Below are 16170 nucleotides of genomic sequence, written 5' to 3' on the forward strand. Positions count from 1 at the left end.
GTGGACGGGCGTGCCACCTGCCCCCAATGTCCCTGTTTGGAAGGGGCTTTGGGGAGTGATCCGGCGGGTCTTGCGTCCGGAGTTCGGTTAACCGGGCCCCATGACACATCACCCCTCCGACCGGTCCAATCAGCACCTCGCCAGTCACACCCGCCCCACCGCCCCGGGGTGTGTGAGCAGAGGGGCGGGTGTGACTCATGGGGCGGCCAATGGGCCAGTCAGAGCCGGTGATGCGCCGTGGGAACGACTTAACCGAACCCAGGACACATGACCGGCCGGGGAGCCCCCGAACAGCCCGCCGAACTGGGACATAGGGGGCGGGTGACGGATCCGTCTGCCTCGGCTGACAGATGTCACCCGACAACGAGCCCGCACAGCGGGGCATGAGTCCCAACCACCCACCCACACCAGCCCGCTGAGCCGGTGCCGGGCCGCCCCACTCCACTCCCGCGCGCCCCGCAGGGCCCACCGGGCCGCAGGCCGGGAACCGGGCCGGTCCAATAGACAGGCCCCCCGGGGACCCCTCCCCCGGGCCGCCCCCCTCAAAGCTGCACTTGCGGTGGAGGGTTGGGAGTCAAGGGTGGGCGCAGCCCATCGGCTTGCCGACGCGACGAAGGAGCGCCCTTGACGCCCGACCCGCAACCGCGACACTCAAAGATCAGGGGCGGCCCCCACCCGACACCAAACGCACCGGCTGCCCCCGACTACCCCCTAATGCCCCGAATGCTCCGCCCCCTTCGCGTCCCCCGCGCCCTCCGCCCCCATCGAGTGCGCCGGATGGTGCGGCTCGTACCCCGGGATCGTGCCGTCCGGTTTCGCCACCAGGAACAGGCCGGCCATTCCCATGTCCGAGTGGCTCTGGACATGGCAGTGGTACATCCAGGCACCCGCGCCCACGAGTTCGCCCGCGATGATCTGGAAGCCGAAGGAGTCCGCCGGGCCGGTGATCTTGTTGTCGATCACACGGCTGGTGTCCTCCGGGCCGGTGAGCAGGCCCGTTCTGTTGTCCGCCCAGCGGTGACCGTGCATATGGAAGGTGTGGTAGAACTCGCCGTGCGTGATCATGATGATCTCGACACGATCCCCCACCGTGGCCCCGAAGTTGGGGCTCTCCGCGCCCGGCTTGTTATTGATCGTCATGTCGTTGAAGACGATCGTGAACTGCTTGTCCGGGAGGATGTCACCCTTCCTGCGGACAACCACCGGACCGTAGAGGCCCTTCCGGATGCCGCCCGTGCCGTGGTCCGTGCCGACGACATGGTCGTGGTAGTGCCAGTACCCCGCACTGCCCGGCCGGTAGGTGCCGTCCGCGCGCTTGCCGGGCGCGTGGGTGCGCCAGGTGTACGTACGCGTACCGCCGGGCTCCACATGGCTCTTGCTCATCCTGGTGCCGTCGTTGGCGATGTCGTAGTCCACGCCGTGGACATGGAGGCTGGCCGCCACGTCCATCGTGTTCTCGAACTCGATATGGAGGGTGTCCCCCTCCGTGATCTCGATCAGCGGGCCCGGGATGCTCGCCTTGCCCTTCTCCAGGCCGTAGCCCATCTGACCGTTCGGCAGGGTCTCGGCGTAGAGCTTGAGGTGACGTACCTGACCACCCGCAGGTGCGGTTCTGGGCGGAGTCACCGCCGCGGGGGCCGAGGTGGCCGTGGAGGCCGAGGCCACCGACAACGATGTCACCCCCGTCGCGGCGACCGCGCCACCCGCCAACAGCCGCCGATTGAAGCTCCGTCTGTCCATGGCCATACCGAACTCCCCAGTGCCGTACGGATATTTACGGGGCACATGAGGCCCCGGGGACGGCCACACGGTAGACCAGGGATCTTCGTTTATCCACACTCAGGACAAAGTTGGTGGGAATGCGGTCGTACCTATTGGCGAACTGACCAAAGAGGTCTAGCTTCAGGCGCTGTTGCTGTGACCAAAGAGGGGTGGGTGAACACATGCAGAGCGCACCACATCACCGGTCAAGATCCAGGCGCGGAATGGCCGCGGCCCTGGTGGCCGGCACGATGGCGGCGTCCCTGCTCGGCGGTACCGCCGCCACGGCCAAGCCGTACCCGGAGCCGTCGTCGACAACGTTGTCCCTTCCGTCGCCGCCCGGCGGCGAGAATGTCAAGGTCCTGGTCTTCCACGCTTCGGCCACCGAGGAGTCGCCGGTCGTCAACGCCGGTATCGAGGCCATCGAGACGATCGGGCTGACGGGACCCGCGGCCGGACGCTTCAAGACCGAGGCGACGGACGACGGTTCGGTCTTCACCAACGCCACGAGGCTCGGCAAGTTCAACGCTGTCGTCTTCCTCACGGGCGGCGGCGATGTACTCGATCCCGATCAGGAGGCCGGCCTCGAAGCCTATGTGGAGGCCGGTGGCGGCTTCCTCGGCATTCATGACGCGGCCCGTACGGAGCCGTACTCCGACTGGTTCACCGGGCTGATCGGAGCGCGTCCCACGACCAGTCCCGCGACCGTCCAGCGCGCGACCGTCGAGGTGGGCGACCGCGTCAACCCGGCCACCAAGAGCCTGCCGCTGGAGTGGAAGCGGCCGGACAAGTGGCTCAACTGGGCCACCAACCCGTCCGGCAAGGTGCATACGGTCGCCCGCGTCAGGGAGGCCAGCTACAAGCCCGGCACGGGTGCCAACGGCGCCGACCACCCGATCTCCTGGTGCCGTGACTACGACGGCGGCCGGTCCTTCTACACCGGGATGGGCGGTACGGCCGACTCGTTCGCCGAGACCGACTTCCGCACCCATCTGCGCGGCGCGCTGCAATGGACCACCCGTATCTCCCCCGCCGACTGCAAGGCGACGATCGACTCCAACTACAAGGCGGAGCGCGTCACTCAGCCGAACCAGGCGGGCCAGCAGGACCAGATCGGCGAGCCGCACGGCATGGTCGTGGCGCCCGACGGCCGTGTGTTCTACATCGGCCGCGGCGGTGGCGACAACAGCGCCCCGGTGGTGACCGACTGGGCCAACCCGAACATCGGCAAGGGTCTGGGCCAGATCCATGTCTATGACCCGAAGACGAAGCAGGTGACGCTCGCGGGCGCGCTGACGATCTTCGGCAACAAGGGCGGCGGCGATGAGCTGATCAAGGTCGAGGAGGGGCTTCTCGGTATCGAGCTGGACCCCGCCTTCGAGACCAACGGCTGGGTGTATCTGCACTACACCCCGCACTCCCAGCTCAACCGTGACACCCGGATGGCGGAGCGCCGCGTCTCCCGCTTCACACTGGACCTGGCGACCAACAAGCTGGATCTCGCCTCCGAGAAGGTCCTGCTGAAGTGGCCGGTGCAGGTGAACAGCTGCTGCCACGCGGGCGGTGGCATGGCCTGGGACTCGAAGGGCAACCTCTACATCGCGACCGGCGACAACAACTCGTCCGGATTCAGCGACGGTTACTCGGGCAACAACCCGCAGCCGAACTACAAGGGTGTCTCCTTCGCGGACGCGCGCCGCACCGCGGGCAACACCAACAACCTGAACGGCAAGATCCTCCGTATCCACCCGGAGTCCGACGGCACGTACACCCTGCCCGAGGGGAACCTCTTCACGGGCAAGGAGCAGGCCGAGGGCGGCGGCAAGACCCGCGGTGAGATCTATGTGATGGGCGTGCGCAACCCGGCGCGTATCTCCATCGACAAGAAGACCGACACGCTGTACGCGGGCTGGGTCGGCCCGGACGCCGGTTCGCCGTCCACCGTCTGGGGTCCGGCGAAGTACGACACCTTCTCCGCGATCACCAAGGCGGGCAACCACGGCTGGCCGTTCTGCATGGGCAACAACCAGCCCTACCGGGACCGCAATCTGCCCGACCCGTCCAAGCCGCTCGGCTGGTACAACTGTGCCGCGCCGAAGAACGAGTCGCCCAACAACGACGGCCTGGTGAATCTGCCGCCCGTCACGGGCAACACCATCTGGTACTCGCCGCAGGGCGGTGCCCCGGACTACCCGCGTGACGCGAACGGGGTGCCCAGCTACAAGCCGGAGGAGGCCAAGTACCTCCTGCCATGGCTCAAGGGCGGCGGCCAGGCCACCATGGACGGCCCGGTCTACCGGTACGACGCGCAGAGCGCCAGCACCGAGAAGTGGCCGGAGTACTGGGACGGCAAGTGGTTCGTGGGTGACTTCTACGATGCCGCGGAGAGCCCGCGCCACGCGGTGGTGACGGACCCGAAGACCATCGGCCAGGGCGGTCTGCCGGTGCACGCGGAAACACTGAAGAAGATCATTCCGGTCGGTCAGGGCGGTATCCGCAACCTGATGGACTGGAAGTTCGCCCCGGACGGCTCGCTCTATGTCCTCGACTACGGGCGGGGCTTCTTCACCTCCGACAACCAGTCCGCGCTGTGGCGTGTGACGTACAAGGGCGGCGCGGCGACACCGGCCGCCGCCAATCTGGTCAGGAAGGCGGCGCAGTGAGACACCGATCTCTCCTGAGGAATCGGCCTCTACGCCTGTGGACGGCCCTGGTGGGCGCGTTCCTGATGGTGCTGGGGCTGACCTCGACGGCGGCGTACGGGCGCAGCGACGACCGTACGGACGGCGGGAAGGCGGCAGCGGCCCAGGTGCTCACCTGGACGGCCGGCGACCCCATCGACAGGTACCTCTCCTTCCCGACCACCGCGCTGGCCGGGCCGACCACGATCGTCTTCGAGAACAGCACGGCGACCGGCAACACGACCGGGATGCCGCACACATTGACCTTCGATGTGTCCGATCCCGAGTACAACAACGACGTCCAGCTGAACATCCTCGCCAACCCGAGTGACGCCAACGGCGGCAAGTACACGGCCGAGGTCAATCTGACCCCGGGCAAGTACCGCTTCCACTGCGTCATCCCGGGGCACGGGCAGATGACCGGTGTGCTCACCGTGACCGAGGTCGGGCCCGGTGACACCACGGCTCCCGAGACCGACGCCAAGGTGGAGGGACAGCAGAACGGCGACGGCGCGTACGTCGGTTCCGCGACGGTCTCCGTGACGGCGACCGACTCGGGCTCCGGGGTGGCGACGACCGAGTACGCGGTCGGCGCCGACGGACCGTGGCAGCCGTACACCGCTCCCGTGGTGGTCGACCAGGTCGGTGATCACACGATCAGATACCGGGCCACCGACCAGTCGGGGAACGTGGCGGCCGAGAAGAGCGTCTCGTTCAAGGTCGTCGCCCCGCCGACCGATGACACGACCCCGCCGGAGACCTCGGCGACCGTGAGCGGCGAGAAGGACGAGGCGGGCAACTATCTGACGATGGCCACGGTCACCGTCACCGCCTCGGACACCGGCTCGGGCGTCAACAAGATCGAGTACGCGCTCGGTGCCGATGGCGCCTGGCAGGAGTACACCGCTCCGGTGATGGTGCACCAGACCGGCACCCACAAGGTCCGCTACCGCGCGACCGACAAGGCGGGCAACGCGGCGGCCGAGAAGTCGGTCGACTTCACGGTCGTGGAGGCGCCGGCGAAGGACACCACCCCGCCGGTGACCGGTGCGGTCGTGACCGGTGACAAGAACTCCAACGGCGCGTTCATCACCAGCGCCAAGGCGACCGTCACCGCGACCGACTCCGAGTCCGGGGTCGACAAGATCGAGTACTCCCTCGATGGCGGTCCGTATCTCGCGTACACGACGCCCGTGATCGTCGACCAGGTCGGCTATCACGTCCTCGCGTACCGGGCGACGGACAAGGCGGGCAACACCGCGCAGGCCAAGCAGGCGTCGTTCACCATCGCGCAGGGCGGGGGCGTTCCCGCGCCCAACTGCCCGGAGTTCGACGAGCGGTTGACGGTCATCGTCGGTACGGTCGACACGGGCGTGCCGAACCGGCTGACCCGTAACCGGTGCACGATCAACGAGCTGATCGAGGACGAGAAGGACTGGAGCTCGCACGCCCTCTTCCTCAAGCACGTCGACACGGTGCTCGACAAGCTGCTCGCCGACAATGTCATCGACCAGCGCGAGTTCAACAAGATCACCAGGGCCGCCAAGCAGTCCAAGATCGGCCAGCCCGGACAGACCGAGGGCTACCGCTCGCTCTTCGACGGCACGGCGGCGTCCCTCGCCAAGTGGCAGCAGGTCGGCGGCGGTAAGTTCGCGCTCTCCGGCGACGGTGCCATCACCAGCAGCACCACGGTCCAGGGCATGGGCATGCTGTGGTTCCCGGAGCGCAAGTACGGCGACTTCTCGCTGAAGCTCCAGTTCCGCGACGACGCCCCGGGCAACGGCAACGCCAACGGCGGTGTCTTCGTCCGCTTCCCGAATGTCCACGACCACCCGGAGGAGTCCCGGCCGGAGTGGGTCGCCATCAACTACGGCCATGAGATCCAGATCCTCGACCGGCCCGACGGCGACATGTACAAGACCGGCTCGATCTACGGCTTCGACCGCGTGGGTCTGGGCGGCGCCGGGGTCACTCCGAAGGGCACCTGGAACGACTACGAGATCCGCGTGGTCGACCAGCACTTCACGATCCTGCGCAACGGTGTCGTGATCAATGAGTTCGACAATGTGGGCGGGCAGACCTTCTACCCGGAGCGCGCCGGAGACCCCGGCACCGACGGCCGGCGGTACGCCTCCGGCTATATCGGGCTCCAGGTCCACGGCACGACGGACGTGATCTCGTACCGCGACATCCGTATCCAGGAGCTGTAGAGCAAGCCGCAGGGCGAGCCTCAGATTGAGGACCCAGCATCAAGGAGGTGCCCCTTCTCCGCCGGAGAGGGGGCACCTCCGCGTCTACGGCTCTTTCCTGGCCCGGCTGGGCTGGACCCGCTTCGGCTCCCCCGGCATCTTCGGGTAGTCCGGCGGGTACGGCATGTCCCCCAGGCCGTGGTCCCGTTCGTAGCGGTCGGCCAGTTCCAGCAGCCCTTCCAGGCTGTGCGGCCGGTCCGCCATCTCGGCGTGCAGATCGCCCACTTCGGTGAAGCGCACCGGCATCGTCGCCAGATCGAAATCCTGCGGCGCGACATCGTCCAGCTCGGCCCAGCGCAGTGGCGCGGAGACCGGGGCGTGCGGCTTGGGGCGTACGGAGTAGGCGGAGGCGATGGTGCGGTCGCGGGCGGTCTGGTTGTAGTCGACGAAGATCCGCCGGCCGCGCTCCTCCTTCCACCAGGCGGTGGTCACCCGGCCCGGCATGCGCCGCTCCAGCTCATGGCCGACGGTGATGGCGCACCGACGTACCTCGGTGAAGGTCCAGCGCGGTTCGATCGGTACGAACACATGGAGGCCGCGTCCTCCGGAGGTCTTGGGCCAGCCGCGCAGCCCCTGTTCCTCCAGGAACGCGTGGAGTTCGTGGGCGGCGGCGACCGCGTCCTTGAAGTCCGTGCCGGGCTGCGGGTCGAGGTCGATGCGCAGCTCGTCGGGGTGGTCGGTGCGGCCCTTGCGCACCGGCCAGGGGTGGAAGGTGAGACAGCCGAGGTTCGCGGCCCACAGGACGGCGGCGACCTCCGTCGGGCAGATCTCGTCGGCCGAACGGCCGCTGGGGAAGTCGATACGGGCGGTGGGGATCCAGTCGGGCAGGTTCTTGGGGGCGCGCTTCTGGAAGAAGGACTCGCCGTCGACGCCTTCGGGGAACCGCTCCAGGGTGGTGGGCCGGTCGCGCAGGGCACGCAGGATGCCGGGCCCGACCGCGAGGAAGTAGCGCGCCACATCCAGCTTGGTGAAACCGCGCTCGGGAAAGTAGATCTTGTCCGGGCTGGACAGCCGTACGGCCCTGCCGCCCGCTTCCAGCTCCACCGCTGCACCACCCATGTGCGCCACCGTAGGCCGGGCCCGCGCGGAGCGCATATCGGGCGCGGCCCGCCGTTCCCGAGCACAATCGGGGCATGGATCTGCCGGTGATGCCTCCCGTGAAACCCATGCTCGCCAAGTCCGTGGCGCGTATCCCGCCCGGGATGCAGTACGAGGCCAAGTGGGACGGCTTCCGGGCGATCGTCCACCGCGACGGCGACGAGGTGGTGATCGGCAGCAGGACCGGGAAGCCCCTGACCCGGTACTTCCCGGAGCTGGTCGGTGCCCTGCGCGCCGAGCTGCCCGGTCGCTGTGTGGTGGACGGCGAGATCGTGATCGTCCATGGGGACCGGCTGGACTTCGACCGGTTGACCGAACGCATCCATCCGGCGAAGTCCCGGGTGGACCTGCTCGCCGAGCGGACCCCGGCGAGCTTCGTGATCTTCGATCTGCTGGCCCTGGGGGACACCTCACTGCTCACCATCGACCAGGCGCGGCGCAGAGAGGCGCTGGAGGCCGCCTTCGCGGTGCTGCACCCACCGGTGTATCTCGCGCCCGCCACGTGCGATATCGAGGTGGCCAGGGAGTGGTTCGAGCGGTACGAGGGCGCCGGTCTTGACGGCGTGATCGCCAAACCCCTCGATCTGCCGTACCGGCCGGACACCCGGTCCATGTACAAGATCAAGCACGAGCGGACCGCGGATGTGGTCGTCGCCGGCTACCGCCACCACAAGAGCGGCCCCGTGGTGGGCTCGCTGCTGCTGGGGCTGTACGACTCGGCGGGCGCGCTCCAGCATGTCGGGGTGTGCGCCGCGTTCCCGATGAAGCGCCGGGCGGAGCTGATCGAGGAACTGGCCCCGCTGCGTATGGAGTCGGCGGAGGGCCATCCCTGGGCGGCGTGGGCGGAGGAGTCCGCGCACGAGAGCGCCCGGCTGCCGGGCGCGCCGAGCCGCTGGTCCGGTACGAAGGATCTGTCGTGGCTTCCGCTGCGGCCCGAGCGGGTGTGCGAGGTCGCGTACGACCATATGGAGGGCGACCGGTTCCGGCACACCGCGCAGTTCCGCCGCTGGCGGCCCGACCGTACGCCCGCGAGCTGCACGTACGCGCAGTTGGAGGAGCCGGTGCGGTACGACCTCGCGGAGGTCCTGCGGGCGCCCGGCCCCTGAGCGCGCCTCGCGCGCACCCGGTCGGCCACACGGGGGCCGCGATCTTACGGACCTGTGACGCCCCGGCGCGTGACCGCGCGTGGCGGCCGGGGGCCGCATAGCGTCCCCGCCATGCGCGTACTCGTCACCGGAGGCGCGGGCTTCATCGGCTCGCACATCGTCACCACTCTCGGCTCCCTCGGCCATCGGCCCGTCGTCCTGGACGCCCTGCTGCCCTCGGCGCACCCCGTCCCACCACCGTGTCCCCCGGAGGCGGAGTGGATCCACGCCGACGTACGGGACAGGACGGCCCTCGCCGCCGCCCTGGCCGGTGTGGACGCGGTCTGCCACCAGGCGGCTATGGTCGGGCTCGGCAAGGACTTCGCGGACGCCCCCGACTATGTCGGCTGCAACGATCTGGGCACATCCGTACTGCTCGCGGCCATGGCGGAGGCGGGGGTGCGGGACCTGGTGCTCGCCGGGTCGATGGTCGTCTACGGCGAGGGCCGCTACGACTGCCCCCGGCACGGCCGGGTCGCGCCGGGGCCACGGGCGGTGGCCGACCTGGACGCCGGGCGCTTCGAGCCCGGCTGCCCGTCCTGCGGCGCGGAGTTGGCGCCGGGGCTGATCGATGAGGACGCGGCCACGGATCCGCGCAATGTGTACGCGGCGACGAAGCTGGCCCAGGAGCATCTGGCGGCGGCCTGGGCGCGGGCCACCGGGGGCCGGGCCGTCGCGCTGCGCTACCACAATGTGTACGGGCCGGGGATGCCGCGCGACACCCCGTACGCGGGGGTCGCCTCGTTCTTCCGCTCCTCGCTCGCCAGGGGCGAGGCGCCGCGGGTCTTCGAGGACGGCGGGCAGCGGCGGGACTTCGTTCATGTACGGGATGTGGCGTCGGCGAACGCGCTGGCGCTGAGTGCCGTACGGATCCGGGAGCCCGGCGTGCTGAGCGCGTTCAACACCGGCAGCGGCGAGCCGCACACGGTCGGCGAGATGGCGGGGGCGCTGGCGGCGGCGCACGGCGGCCCCGAACCGGTCGTCACCGGGGAGTACCGGCTCGGCGACGTCCGGCACATCACGGCGTCGTCGGCGCGGCTCAGGGCGGAGCTCGGCTGGCGGCCGTCGGTCGGATTCGCCGAGGGCATGGCGGAGTTCGCCGCGGCCGGTCAGCGGGCGGCCGTGGTCCTCTGAGCGGCACGCACGCGCGGCCCGGAGCGGTACGGCGTCCCGGGCCGGTCCCGGCTGCCCCGACCGGTCCCGGCTGCCCTGGCGCGATCCCGCGCGGTGTGCTGTGACCCGAACGGCCCGGGGCCGGTCGCCGCCCCGTGGATGTCCGTGTTTCGTAAGGCCTCACATCCCTTTTGTCGGTTCCCGAATTCATACGGTGATGGACGTGACCTTCTCCGAACCCACGACGGTTGACGTCGTACTCCCCTGCCTCGACGAGGCCCTTGCCCTGCCCTGGGTGCTCCAGCACATGCCGGACGGCTGGCGCGCGATCGTCGTCGACAACGGCTCGGCCGACGGCTCCGCGGAGATCGCCGCCGGGCTCGGCGCGACGGTGGTGCACGAACCGCGGCGCGGGTTCGGGGCCGCCTGTCATGCCGGACTGCTCGCGGCCGAGGCGGAGTTCGTCTGCTTCTGCGACTGCGACGCCTCCCTGGACCCCGGGCTGCTGCCCGCCTTCGTGGCGGAGATCGCGGCGGGCCGGGCCGAGCTGGTGCTCGGCCGCCGCAGGCCGCGGGCGCGCGGGGCCTGGCCGGCGCACGCGCGGGCCGGGAATCTGGCGCTGGCGTGGCTGCTGCGCCGCAGAACCGGCCTGCGGCTGCACGATCTGGGCCCCCTGCGCGCGGCGCGGCGCGAGGCGTTGCTCGGACTCGGCCTCACGGACCGCCGCAGCGGCTACCCGCTCCAGATGGTCGTACGGGCGGCCGACGCGGGCTGGCGGGTGGCCGAGCGCGATGTGCCGTATCTGCCGCGTACCGGCAGATCGAAGGTGACCGGCACCTGGCGCGGCACCTGGCAGGCGGTGCACGACATGCGCGGCGTGCTCGCGGAGCCGCCGGCCGGGGCCGGCGCGGAGGGCTCGCGCGCCGGGCGGAACGGGACGAGCCGGGCGGGTGTCCGATGACCACTCTCCTCGTCCTGGCGAAGGCGCCCGTGGCCGGGCGCGTCAAGACACGGCTCACTCCCCCGTTCCGGCCCGAGGAGGCCGCGGCGCTCGCGGAGGCGGCGCTGTGCGACACGCTCGCCGCGGTGCTGGCCGCGCCCGTACGACGCCGGTTGCTCGTCCTCGACGGTGTCCCGGGAGACTGGCTGCCGGCCGGGATCGAGGTCATACCGCAGTCGGGCGGCGGGCTGGACGAGCGATTGGCCGCCGCCTTCGGGTTCTGTACGGGGCCCGCCGTGCTCGTCGGGATGGACACCCCGCAGCTCACCCCTGAGCTGCTGGCCCCCGCTCTCGCGCCCGACGCCTGGCAGGGCACCGACGCGTGGTTCGGGCCCGCTCTGGACGGCGGGTTCTGGGCGCTGGGTCTCGCCGCGCCGGACCCCGCGCTCCTGCTGGGCGTACCGATGTCGGTGCCCGAGACCGGTGCCGTACAGCGCGCGCGGTTGCTGGACGCGGGGCTCGCCGTACGGGATCTGGCGCCGTTGCGGGATGTCGACACCGCGCGGGACGCCACGCTGGTCGCGGCCGAGGCACCGGGCAGCCGGTTCGCCGCGGCCCTCGGCCGGCTCACCGGGGCCGGGGTGCGATGACGACCGCCAGGACCACCGCCCAGGCCCAGGCCCTCGTTCAGGCCCACGGCCAGGCCCATGCCCCGGCCCCGCCCCGGTCGCCCGCGGCGGGCGCCCTGCGGCCGCGCCGGAAGGCCCCGTGGCAGGCGGACCCGTACACCGACGCGCTCCGTACCGGCCGCGGCCCGCTGTTCCTGCGGCGCTCCGACGGCTGGCTGCTGCCGCTGGAGGTGGAGCGCTGGTGCGCGGAGCCCGACAGCGCCGATCTGACGGTGCTCGAGCGCTGCCGGGGCAGCGTGCTCGACATCGGCTGCGGTCCCGGCAGGCTCGTGGCGGCGCTGGCGTCCCGGGGCCGCCCCTCCCTGGGCATCGACATCAGCCCGGCGGCCGTGGCGCGGGCCGTACGCGCGGGCGGCAGCGCGCTGGTGCGGTCGGTGTTCGATCCGCTGCCCCGGGAGGGCGGTTGGCACACCGCGCTGCTCATGGACGGCAATATCGGGATCGGTGGGGATCCGCCGGCGCTGCTCTCCCGGCTCACCGGGGTGGTCGGCACGGCCGGTTCGCTGATCGTCGAAGCGGCCTCGGCCGGCACGGACGCCGAGCTGGACGAGCGCGTCCGGGTGCGGGTCGACAATGGCAACGGCGCCCCGGGCGAGGCGTTCTCGTGGGCCCGGGTCGGCGTCCGCGCGCTCATACGGCACGCCCGCGCCACGGGCTGGGCCCCGTCCGAGCAGTGGACGGTGGCGGGTCGCCGCTTCGTCGCCCTGGAGCGTCCGGACGGTCGCTGACTGCTGAGTCAGTCAGTATTCGTTGCGATGCGCGACACGAGCGTGTTACCAAGAGTCATGGCAGCACAAGCGGAATTCACCAAGGACGTCTACGACGTCGTCATTGTCGGTGGTGGTCACAACGGGCTGGTGGCCGCCGCGTATCTCGCTCGGGCGGGGCGCTCGGTGCTCGTTCTCGAACGTCTCGGTGTCACGGGAGGGGCCGCCGTCTCGACCCGGGCCTTCGCGGGTGTGGACGCGCGTCTGTCCCGCTACTCGTACCTCGTCTCTCTGCTGCCGTCGAAGGTCGTCGACGACCTGGGGCTGAGTTTCGCCGTACGGAAGCGCTCCGTGGCCTCCTACACGCCCACGGTGCGTGACGGGCGCCCGACCGGGCTGTTGGTCGGGGGCGGTGAGGAGCGCACCCGCGCGTCTTTCCGTGCCCTCACGGGATCCGACGCGGAGTACGAGGCGTGGCAGGACTTCTACGCCACGACGGGACGCGTCGCCAGGAGCGTCTTCCCGACGCTCACCGAGCCGTTGCCGACCCGTGAGGCCCTTCGCGCGCGGATCGGCGACGACGCCGCCTGGCAGATGCTGTTCGAGCAGCCGCTCGGTGTCGCGATCGAAGAGCGGTTCAGGGACGACCTGGTGCGCGGTGTCGTTCTCACCGACGGCATCATCGGGACCTTCAGCGACGCGCACGACCCGTCCTTGGCCCAGAACATCTGCTTCCTGTACCACGTGATCGGCGGTGGCACGGGAGACTGGGACGTTCCGGTCGGCGGTATGGGCGCCTTCACCGACGCGCTGGCCCACGCGGCCCGGGCGGCCGGCACCGAGATCATCACCGGTCACGAAGTGCTCCGGATCGACCCGGACGATGCGCAGTCCGTTGTCACGTATCGCACCCGGGCCGGGGAAGGCACCGTCGCGGCGCGCAAGGTCCTGGTGAACGCGTCCCCCGAGGCCCTTGCCCGGCTCGTCGGCGACGAGACTCCGGCCGACCGGCCCGAGGGCGCCCAGCTCAAGGTCAACATGCTGCTGCGCCGGCTGCCGCGGCTGCGTGACACGTCCGTCGACCCGCGCGAGGCGTTCTCCGGTACGTTCCACATCGCCGAGGGCTACGGCCAACTGGCCAGGGCCTACCGGGAGGCGGCAGGCGGCGCGCTGCCGTCGGCACCGCCTTCGGAGATCTACTGCCACTCGCTGACCGACCCGACCATCCTCGCCCCGGAGCTGGTCGCCCGCGGCTACCAGACGCTGACGATGTTCGGAGTCCACACGCCGGCGCGGCTGTTCACGGAGGACCACGACTCCAAGCGGGAGGCCCTGCTCAAGGCGGCTCTCGCCGAACTCGACGCGGTGCTCGACGAGCCGATCGCCGACTGTCTGGTACGGGACGAGGACGGCAGGCCGTGCGTCGAGGCGAAGTCCCCCCTCGACCTGGAGGAGGAGCTGCGGTTGCCCCGGGGGAACATCTTCCACCGGTCGCTGGCGTTCCCGTTCGCCGACGAGGAGAAGGGCACCGGCCGTTGGGGGGTCGAGACCGCGCACAAGAACGTACTGCTCTGCGGCGCGGGCGCGGTGCGCGGCGGTGGTGTGAGCGGTATCCCCGGGCACAACGCGGCCATGGCCGTACTGGAGCGGTGAGTTCGTCGTCGCCGTCACGCGGAGGCCGGGCCGTCCCGGCCTCCGCGTTCACCCCGTCGAGGAGGACGGGTCAGGACAGGTCGGTCTGCTGTACGGCGGCACCGCGCGGTCCGAGAGCCGCCGGATCGATCCCGAGCTCCGCGGCCACGTGCTCACGCACCCACCGCGAGGCTTCCGCCTTCTCCAGGGCGCCCCGCCGGGCGATGAGCTGCACGGCGAGACCGTCGAGGAAGAGTGTGATCCGCCACGCCGCGACCCGGGCGTCCGCGCAGTGGAACTCGCCGCTGTCCATTCCCTCTTGGACCAGCGACACGATGCGGGACTTCCACTCCTCGTCCATCTCTCGCATCACGTCGTGGAGGCCCTTGTCCCGCATGCCCGCCGACCAGCCGTCGATCCACAGCCGCCAGCCGGGCGCCTGCCCCGTCGGCGCGTACAGCCGGATCAGCGCTTTCATCCGGGTCAGCGCGGAGCCGGACCGGGCGACCGTCGTCCGCAGCGCCTCCATCTCCCGTCGCGCCGCGTGGGCGAAGGCTTCCTCGACGAGCAGTTCCTTGGTCGCGAAGTGGTAGTGGACCAGCCCACTGCTCACCTTCAACGCCCCGGCGACATCGGCGACGCGGGTGGTCGTGATGCCCCGCAGCTTGATCTGCTCCACTGTCGCTTCGAGGATTTCCTCACGCCTCAGGACAGCCTTTTTGCGTGTCACGGAGGACACCTTACCCGGGCTTCCTGACTCGGGTGTCAGGAAGCCCGGCCGTCCGCTCCGTCCGCTCCGTCCACGAAGGTGCCGCTCAAGCGTGCCCCACGTACACCCAGGCCCCGTCGTGGCGCGCGAACCGGCTGTGCTCCTCAAGGACACCCGGCTCGCCCCGCTGGGTGAAGTGGGCCCGGAAGGTGACGGTGCCCGTGGTGTGGAACGGGCTGCCCTCGGTGGTGTCCAGGACCTCCAGGCCGGTCCACCGCGTCGCGGGGTCGAGATCGACGGTCGGCGGGCGGGTGGCCGGGTCCCAGGAGCGCAGCAGATAGGCCGCGTCGAGGACGGCGAAGGCGCTGTAGCGGGAGCGCATCAGCAGCTCGGCGGTGGGTGCGGTGGCGGGACCGGTGTGGAACCGTCCGCAGCACGCGCCGTACGTGGCGTCCATCCCGCAGGGACAGGGCGAGTCGGCGGTGACGGCGGACCGGCTGGAGCGAGCGGGGCGGCTGGGGCGAGCGGGGCGTCGGGCCATACGCCCATTCTCGCCGCCGGGCCGCGGTCGCTCACACCGGGCCTAGCCCGCTCGGCATCCTCCCGGTGGGCGACCGGCACCTCACCGCCCGCGGTGACCGAGCCGCGCCGAGAGCGCGTCCGCGCCCTTCGTGGCGAGCCGGGCAAGCTCCTCCTCGCGCGCGTCGCTCCACCGGGTCACCGGCACGGAGATGGACAGAGCCGCGACGACCCGGCCCGCGCTGTCCCGTACCGGCGCCGCCACACAGCTCACATCGGGGTTGGACTCGCGGTGCTCGACGGCGACACCGCGCTCCCTGATGCCCGCCAGCTCCGCCCGCAGCACCCGCGGATCGGTGATGCTGGCGGGCGTCATCGCGGTGAACTCATGCCCGGCGATTCGGTTCTCCAGCTCGTCCTCGGGCAGTGAGGCGAGCAGCATCTTGCCGACCGAGGTGCAGTGGGCGGGCAGTCCCCGGCCGGCCGCCGAGACCATCCTGACCGCGTGCGTGGAGTCCACCTTCGCGATGTAGATGACATCGGTCCCCTCCAGGATCGCGACATGTACGGTCTCGTCGCACGTCTCCGCGATCTCGCGGGCGACATGGCCGCCCTCGGCGGCGAGATCGAGCTGTTCCGCGTATCTGCTGCCGAGTTGGTAGGAGCGCACGCCGAGCCGGTAGCGACCCGGCTGTCCCGGGACGGCCGCCAGATACGAGCGGGCCGCGAGCGTGGTGAGCAGTTCGTGCACGGTGGTGCGCGGCAGTTGGAGTTTCCTGATGACATCGGGGGCGGAGAGCGTGCCGTCGCCTTCCAGGAACAGTTCGAGTATGTCCAGGGCCCGCGTCACCGCGGGGACCAGCCGTCCCACGACCGCTCACCCACCCCTCTTGTTCGGTACCTCGACCATCGGTCGGAATGACGAAC

The 16170-nt window shown here is 70.6% G+C and carries 13 protein-coding genes; 8 read left to right on the forward strand and 5 right to left on the reverse strand.

Annotated elements, in window-relative coordinates:
- Nucleotides 1-711 precede the first annotated feature (711 nt).
- Complete coding sequence (locus M1203_RS00830) at nucleotides 712-1740, reverse strand: multicopper oxidase domain-containing protein (RefSeq protein ID WP_249947895.1); 1029 nt, start codon at nucleotides 1738-1740, stop codon at nucleotides 712-714.
- A 203-nt stretch (nucleotides 1741-1943) separates the two neighbouring features.
- Between M1203_RS00830 and M1203_RS00835 the strand changes: the two genes are divergently transcribed.
- Complete coding sequence (locus M1203_RS00835) at nucleotides 1944-4424, forward strand: ThuA domain-containing protein (protein WP_249947478.1); 2481 nt, start codon at nucleotides 1944-1946, stop codon at nucleotides 4422-4424.
- Nucleotides 4421-6652, forward strand: coding sequence for an OmpL47-type beta-barrel domain-containing protein (locus tag M1203_RS00840; protein ID WP_249947479.1), 2232 nt, complete (start codon nucleotides 4421-4423; stop codon nucleotides 6650-6652). The genes M1203_RS00835 and M1203_RS00840 overlap by 4 nt, the downstream gene beginning before the upstream one ends.
- 84 nt (nucleotides 6653-6736) lie before the next feature.
- Here M1203_RS00840 and ligD read toward each other — a convergent pair whose 3' ends face one another.
- Nucleotides 6737-7750, reverse strand: a complete 1014-nt coding sequence (gene ligD / locus M1203_RS00845) for a non-homologous end-joining DNA ligase (RefSeq protein ID WP_249947480.1) — start codon at nucleotides 7748-7750, stop codon at nucleotides 6737-6739.
- Between the two features lie 74 nt (nucleotides 7751-7824).
- Here ligD and M1203_RS00850 point away from each other — a divergent pair, with 74 nt between their 5' ends.
- The 6 genes from M1203_RS00850 to M1203_RS00875 all read left to right on the forward strand — a co-directional run bounded on the left by M1203_RS00850 (nucleotide 7825) and on the right by M1203_RS00875 (nucleotide 14036).
- The gene (locus M1203_RS00850; protein ID WP_249947481.1) at nucleotides 7825-8895 is read left to right on the forward strand and encodes an ATP-dependent DNA ligase; all 1071 of its coding nucleotides are present in this window, start codon (nucleotides 7825-7827) and stop codon (nucleotides 8893-8895) included.
- 111 nt (nucleotides 8896-9006) lie between these two features.
- The gene (locus M1203_RS00855; protein ID WP_249947482.1) at nucleotides 9007-10068 is read left to right on the forward strand and encodes an NAD(P)-dependent oxidoreductase; all 1062 of its coding nucleotides are present in this window, start codon (nucleotides 9007-9009) and stop codon (nucleotides 10066-10068) included.
- 196 nt (nucleotides 10069-10264) lie between these two features.
- Nucleotides 10265-11008 (forward strand): glycosyltransferase family 2 protein, encoded by a 744-nt coding sequence (locus M1203_RS00860; protein ID WP_249947483.1) that lies wholly within the window; start codon nucleotides 10265-10267, stop codon nucleotides 11006-11008.
- Complete coding sequence (locus M1203_RS00865; RefSeq protein ID WP_249947484.1) at nucleotides 11005-11637, forward strand: DUF2064 domain-containing protein; 633 nt, start codon at nucleotides 11005-11007, stop codon at nucleotides 11635-11637. The genes M1203_RS00860 and M1203_RS00865 overlap by 4 nt, the downstream gene beginning before the upstream one ends.
- Nucleotides 11634-12404 (forward strand): methyltransferase domain-containing protein, encoded by a 771-nt coding sequence (locus M1203_RS00870; RefSeq protein ID WP_249947485.1) that lies wholly within the window; start codon nucleotides 11634-11636, stop codon nucleotides 12402-12404. The genes M1203_RS00865 and M1203_RS00870 overlap by 4 nt, the downstream gene beginning before the upstream one ends.
- Before the next feature lie 57 nt (nucleotides 12405-12461).
- Nucleotides 12462-14036 (forward strand): NAD(P)/FAD-dependent oxidoreductase, encoded by a 1575-nt coding sequence (locus M1203_RS00875; protein WP_249947486.1) that lies wholly within the window; start codon nucleotides 12462-12464, stop codon nucleotides 14034-14036.
- A 70-nt stretch (nucleotides 14037-14106) separates the two neighbouring features.
- Here M1203_RS00875 and M1203_RS00880 read toward each other — a convergent pair whose 3' ends face one another.
- The 3 genes from M1203_RS00880 to M1203_RS00890 form a co-directional block, all read right to left on the reverse strand.
- Nucleotides 14107-14745, reverse strand: a complete 639-nt coding sequence (locus tag M1203_RS00880) for a TetR/AcrR family transcriptional regulator (protein WP_249947487.1) — start codon at nucleotides 14743-14745, stop codon at nucleotides 14107-14109.
- A gap of 85 nt (nucleotides 14746-14830) precedes the next feature.
- On the reverse strand, nucleotides 14831-15265 hold the full coding sequence (locus M1203_RS00885; RefSeq protein ID WP_249947488.1) for a YchJ family protein: 435 nt from the start codon (nucleotides 15263-15265) through the stop codon (nucleotides 14831-14833).
- An 81-nt stretch (nucleotides 15266-15346) separates the two neighbouring features.
- A complete protein-coding gene (locus M1203_RS00890; protein ID WP_249947489.1) occupies nucleotides 15347-16114 on the reverse strand; it encodes an IclR family transcriptional regulator in 768 nt (255 codons plus the stop codon).
- Nucleotides 16115-16170: the final 56 nt, after the last annotated feature.

Source organism: Streptomyces sp. 35G-GA-8, from assembly GCF_023534745.1.
In the GTDB taxonomy this organism is placed as follows: domain Bacteria; phylum Actinomycetota; class Actinomycetes; order Streptomycetales; family Streptomycetaceae; genus Streptomyces.

Bases quoted from the DNA above. Each gene is read 5' to 3' on its own strand.
- M1203_RS00835 (WP_249947478.1), top strand. From the start codon at position 1,944: ATGCAGAGCGCACCACATCACCGGTCAAGATCCAGGCGCGGAATGGCC.
- M1203_RS00885 (WP_249947488.1), bottom strand. From the start codon at position 15,265: ATGGCCCGACGCCCCGCTCGCCCCAGCCGCCCCGCTCGCTCCAGCCGG.
- M1203_RS00850 (WP_249947481.1), top strand. From the start codon at position 7,825: ATGGATCTGCCGGTGATGCCTCCCGTGAAACCCATGCTCGCCAAGTCC.
- ligD (WP_249947480.1), bottom strand. From the start codon at position 7,750: ATGGGTGGTGCAGCGGTGGAGCTGGAAGCGGGCGGCAGGGCCGTACGG.
- M1203_RS00830 (WP_249947895.1), bottom strand. From the start codon at position 1,740: ATGGACAGACGGAGCTTCAATCGGCGGCTGTTGGCGGGTGGCGCGGTC.
- M1203_RS00870 (WP_249947485.1), top strand. From the start codon at position 11,634: ATGACGACCGCCAGGACCACCGCCCAGGCCCAGGCCCTCGTTCAGGCC.
- M1203_RS00875 (WP_249947486.1), top strand. From the start codon at position 12,462: ATGGCAGCACAAGCGGAATTCACCAAGGACGTCTACGACGTCGTCATT.
- M1203_RS00865 (WP_249947484.1), top strand. From the start codon at position 11,005: ATGACCACTCTCCTCGTCCTGGCGAAGGCGCCCGTGGCCGGGCGCGTC.
- M1203_RS00860 (WP_249947483.1), top strand. From the start codon at position 10,265: ATGGACGTGACCTTCTCCGAACCCACGACGGTTGACGTCGTACTCCCC.
- M1203_RS00855 (WP_249947482.1), top strand. From the start codon at position 9,007: ATGCGCGTACTCGTCACCGGAGGCGCGGGCTTCATCGGCTCGCACATC.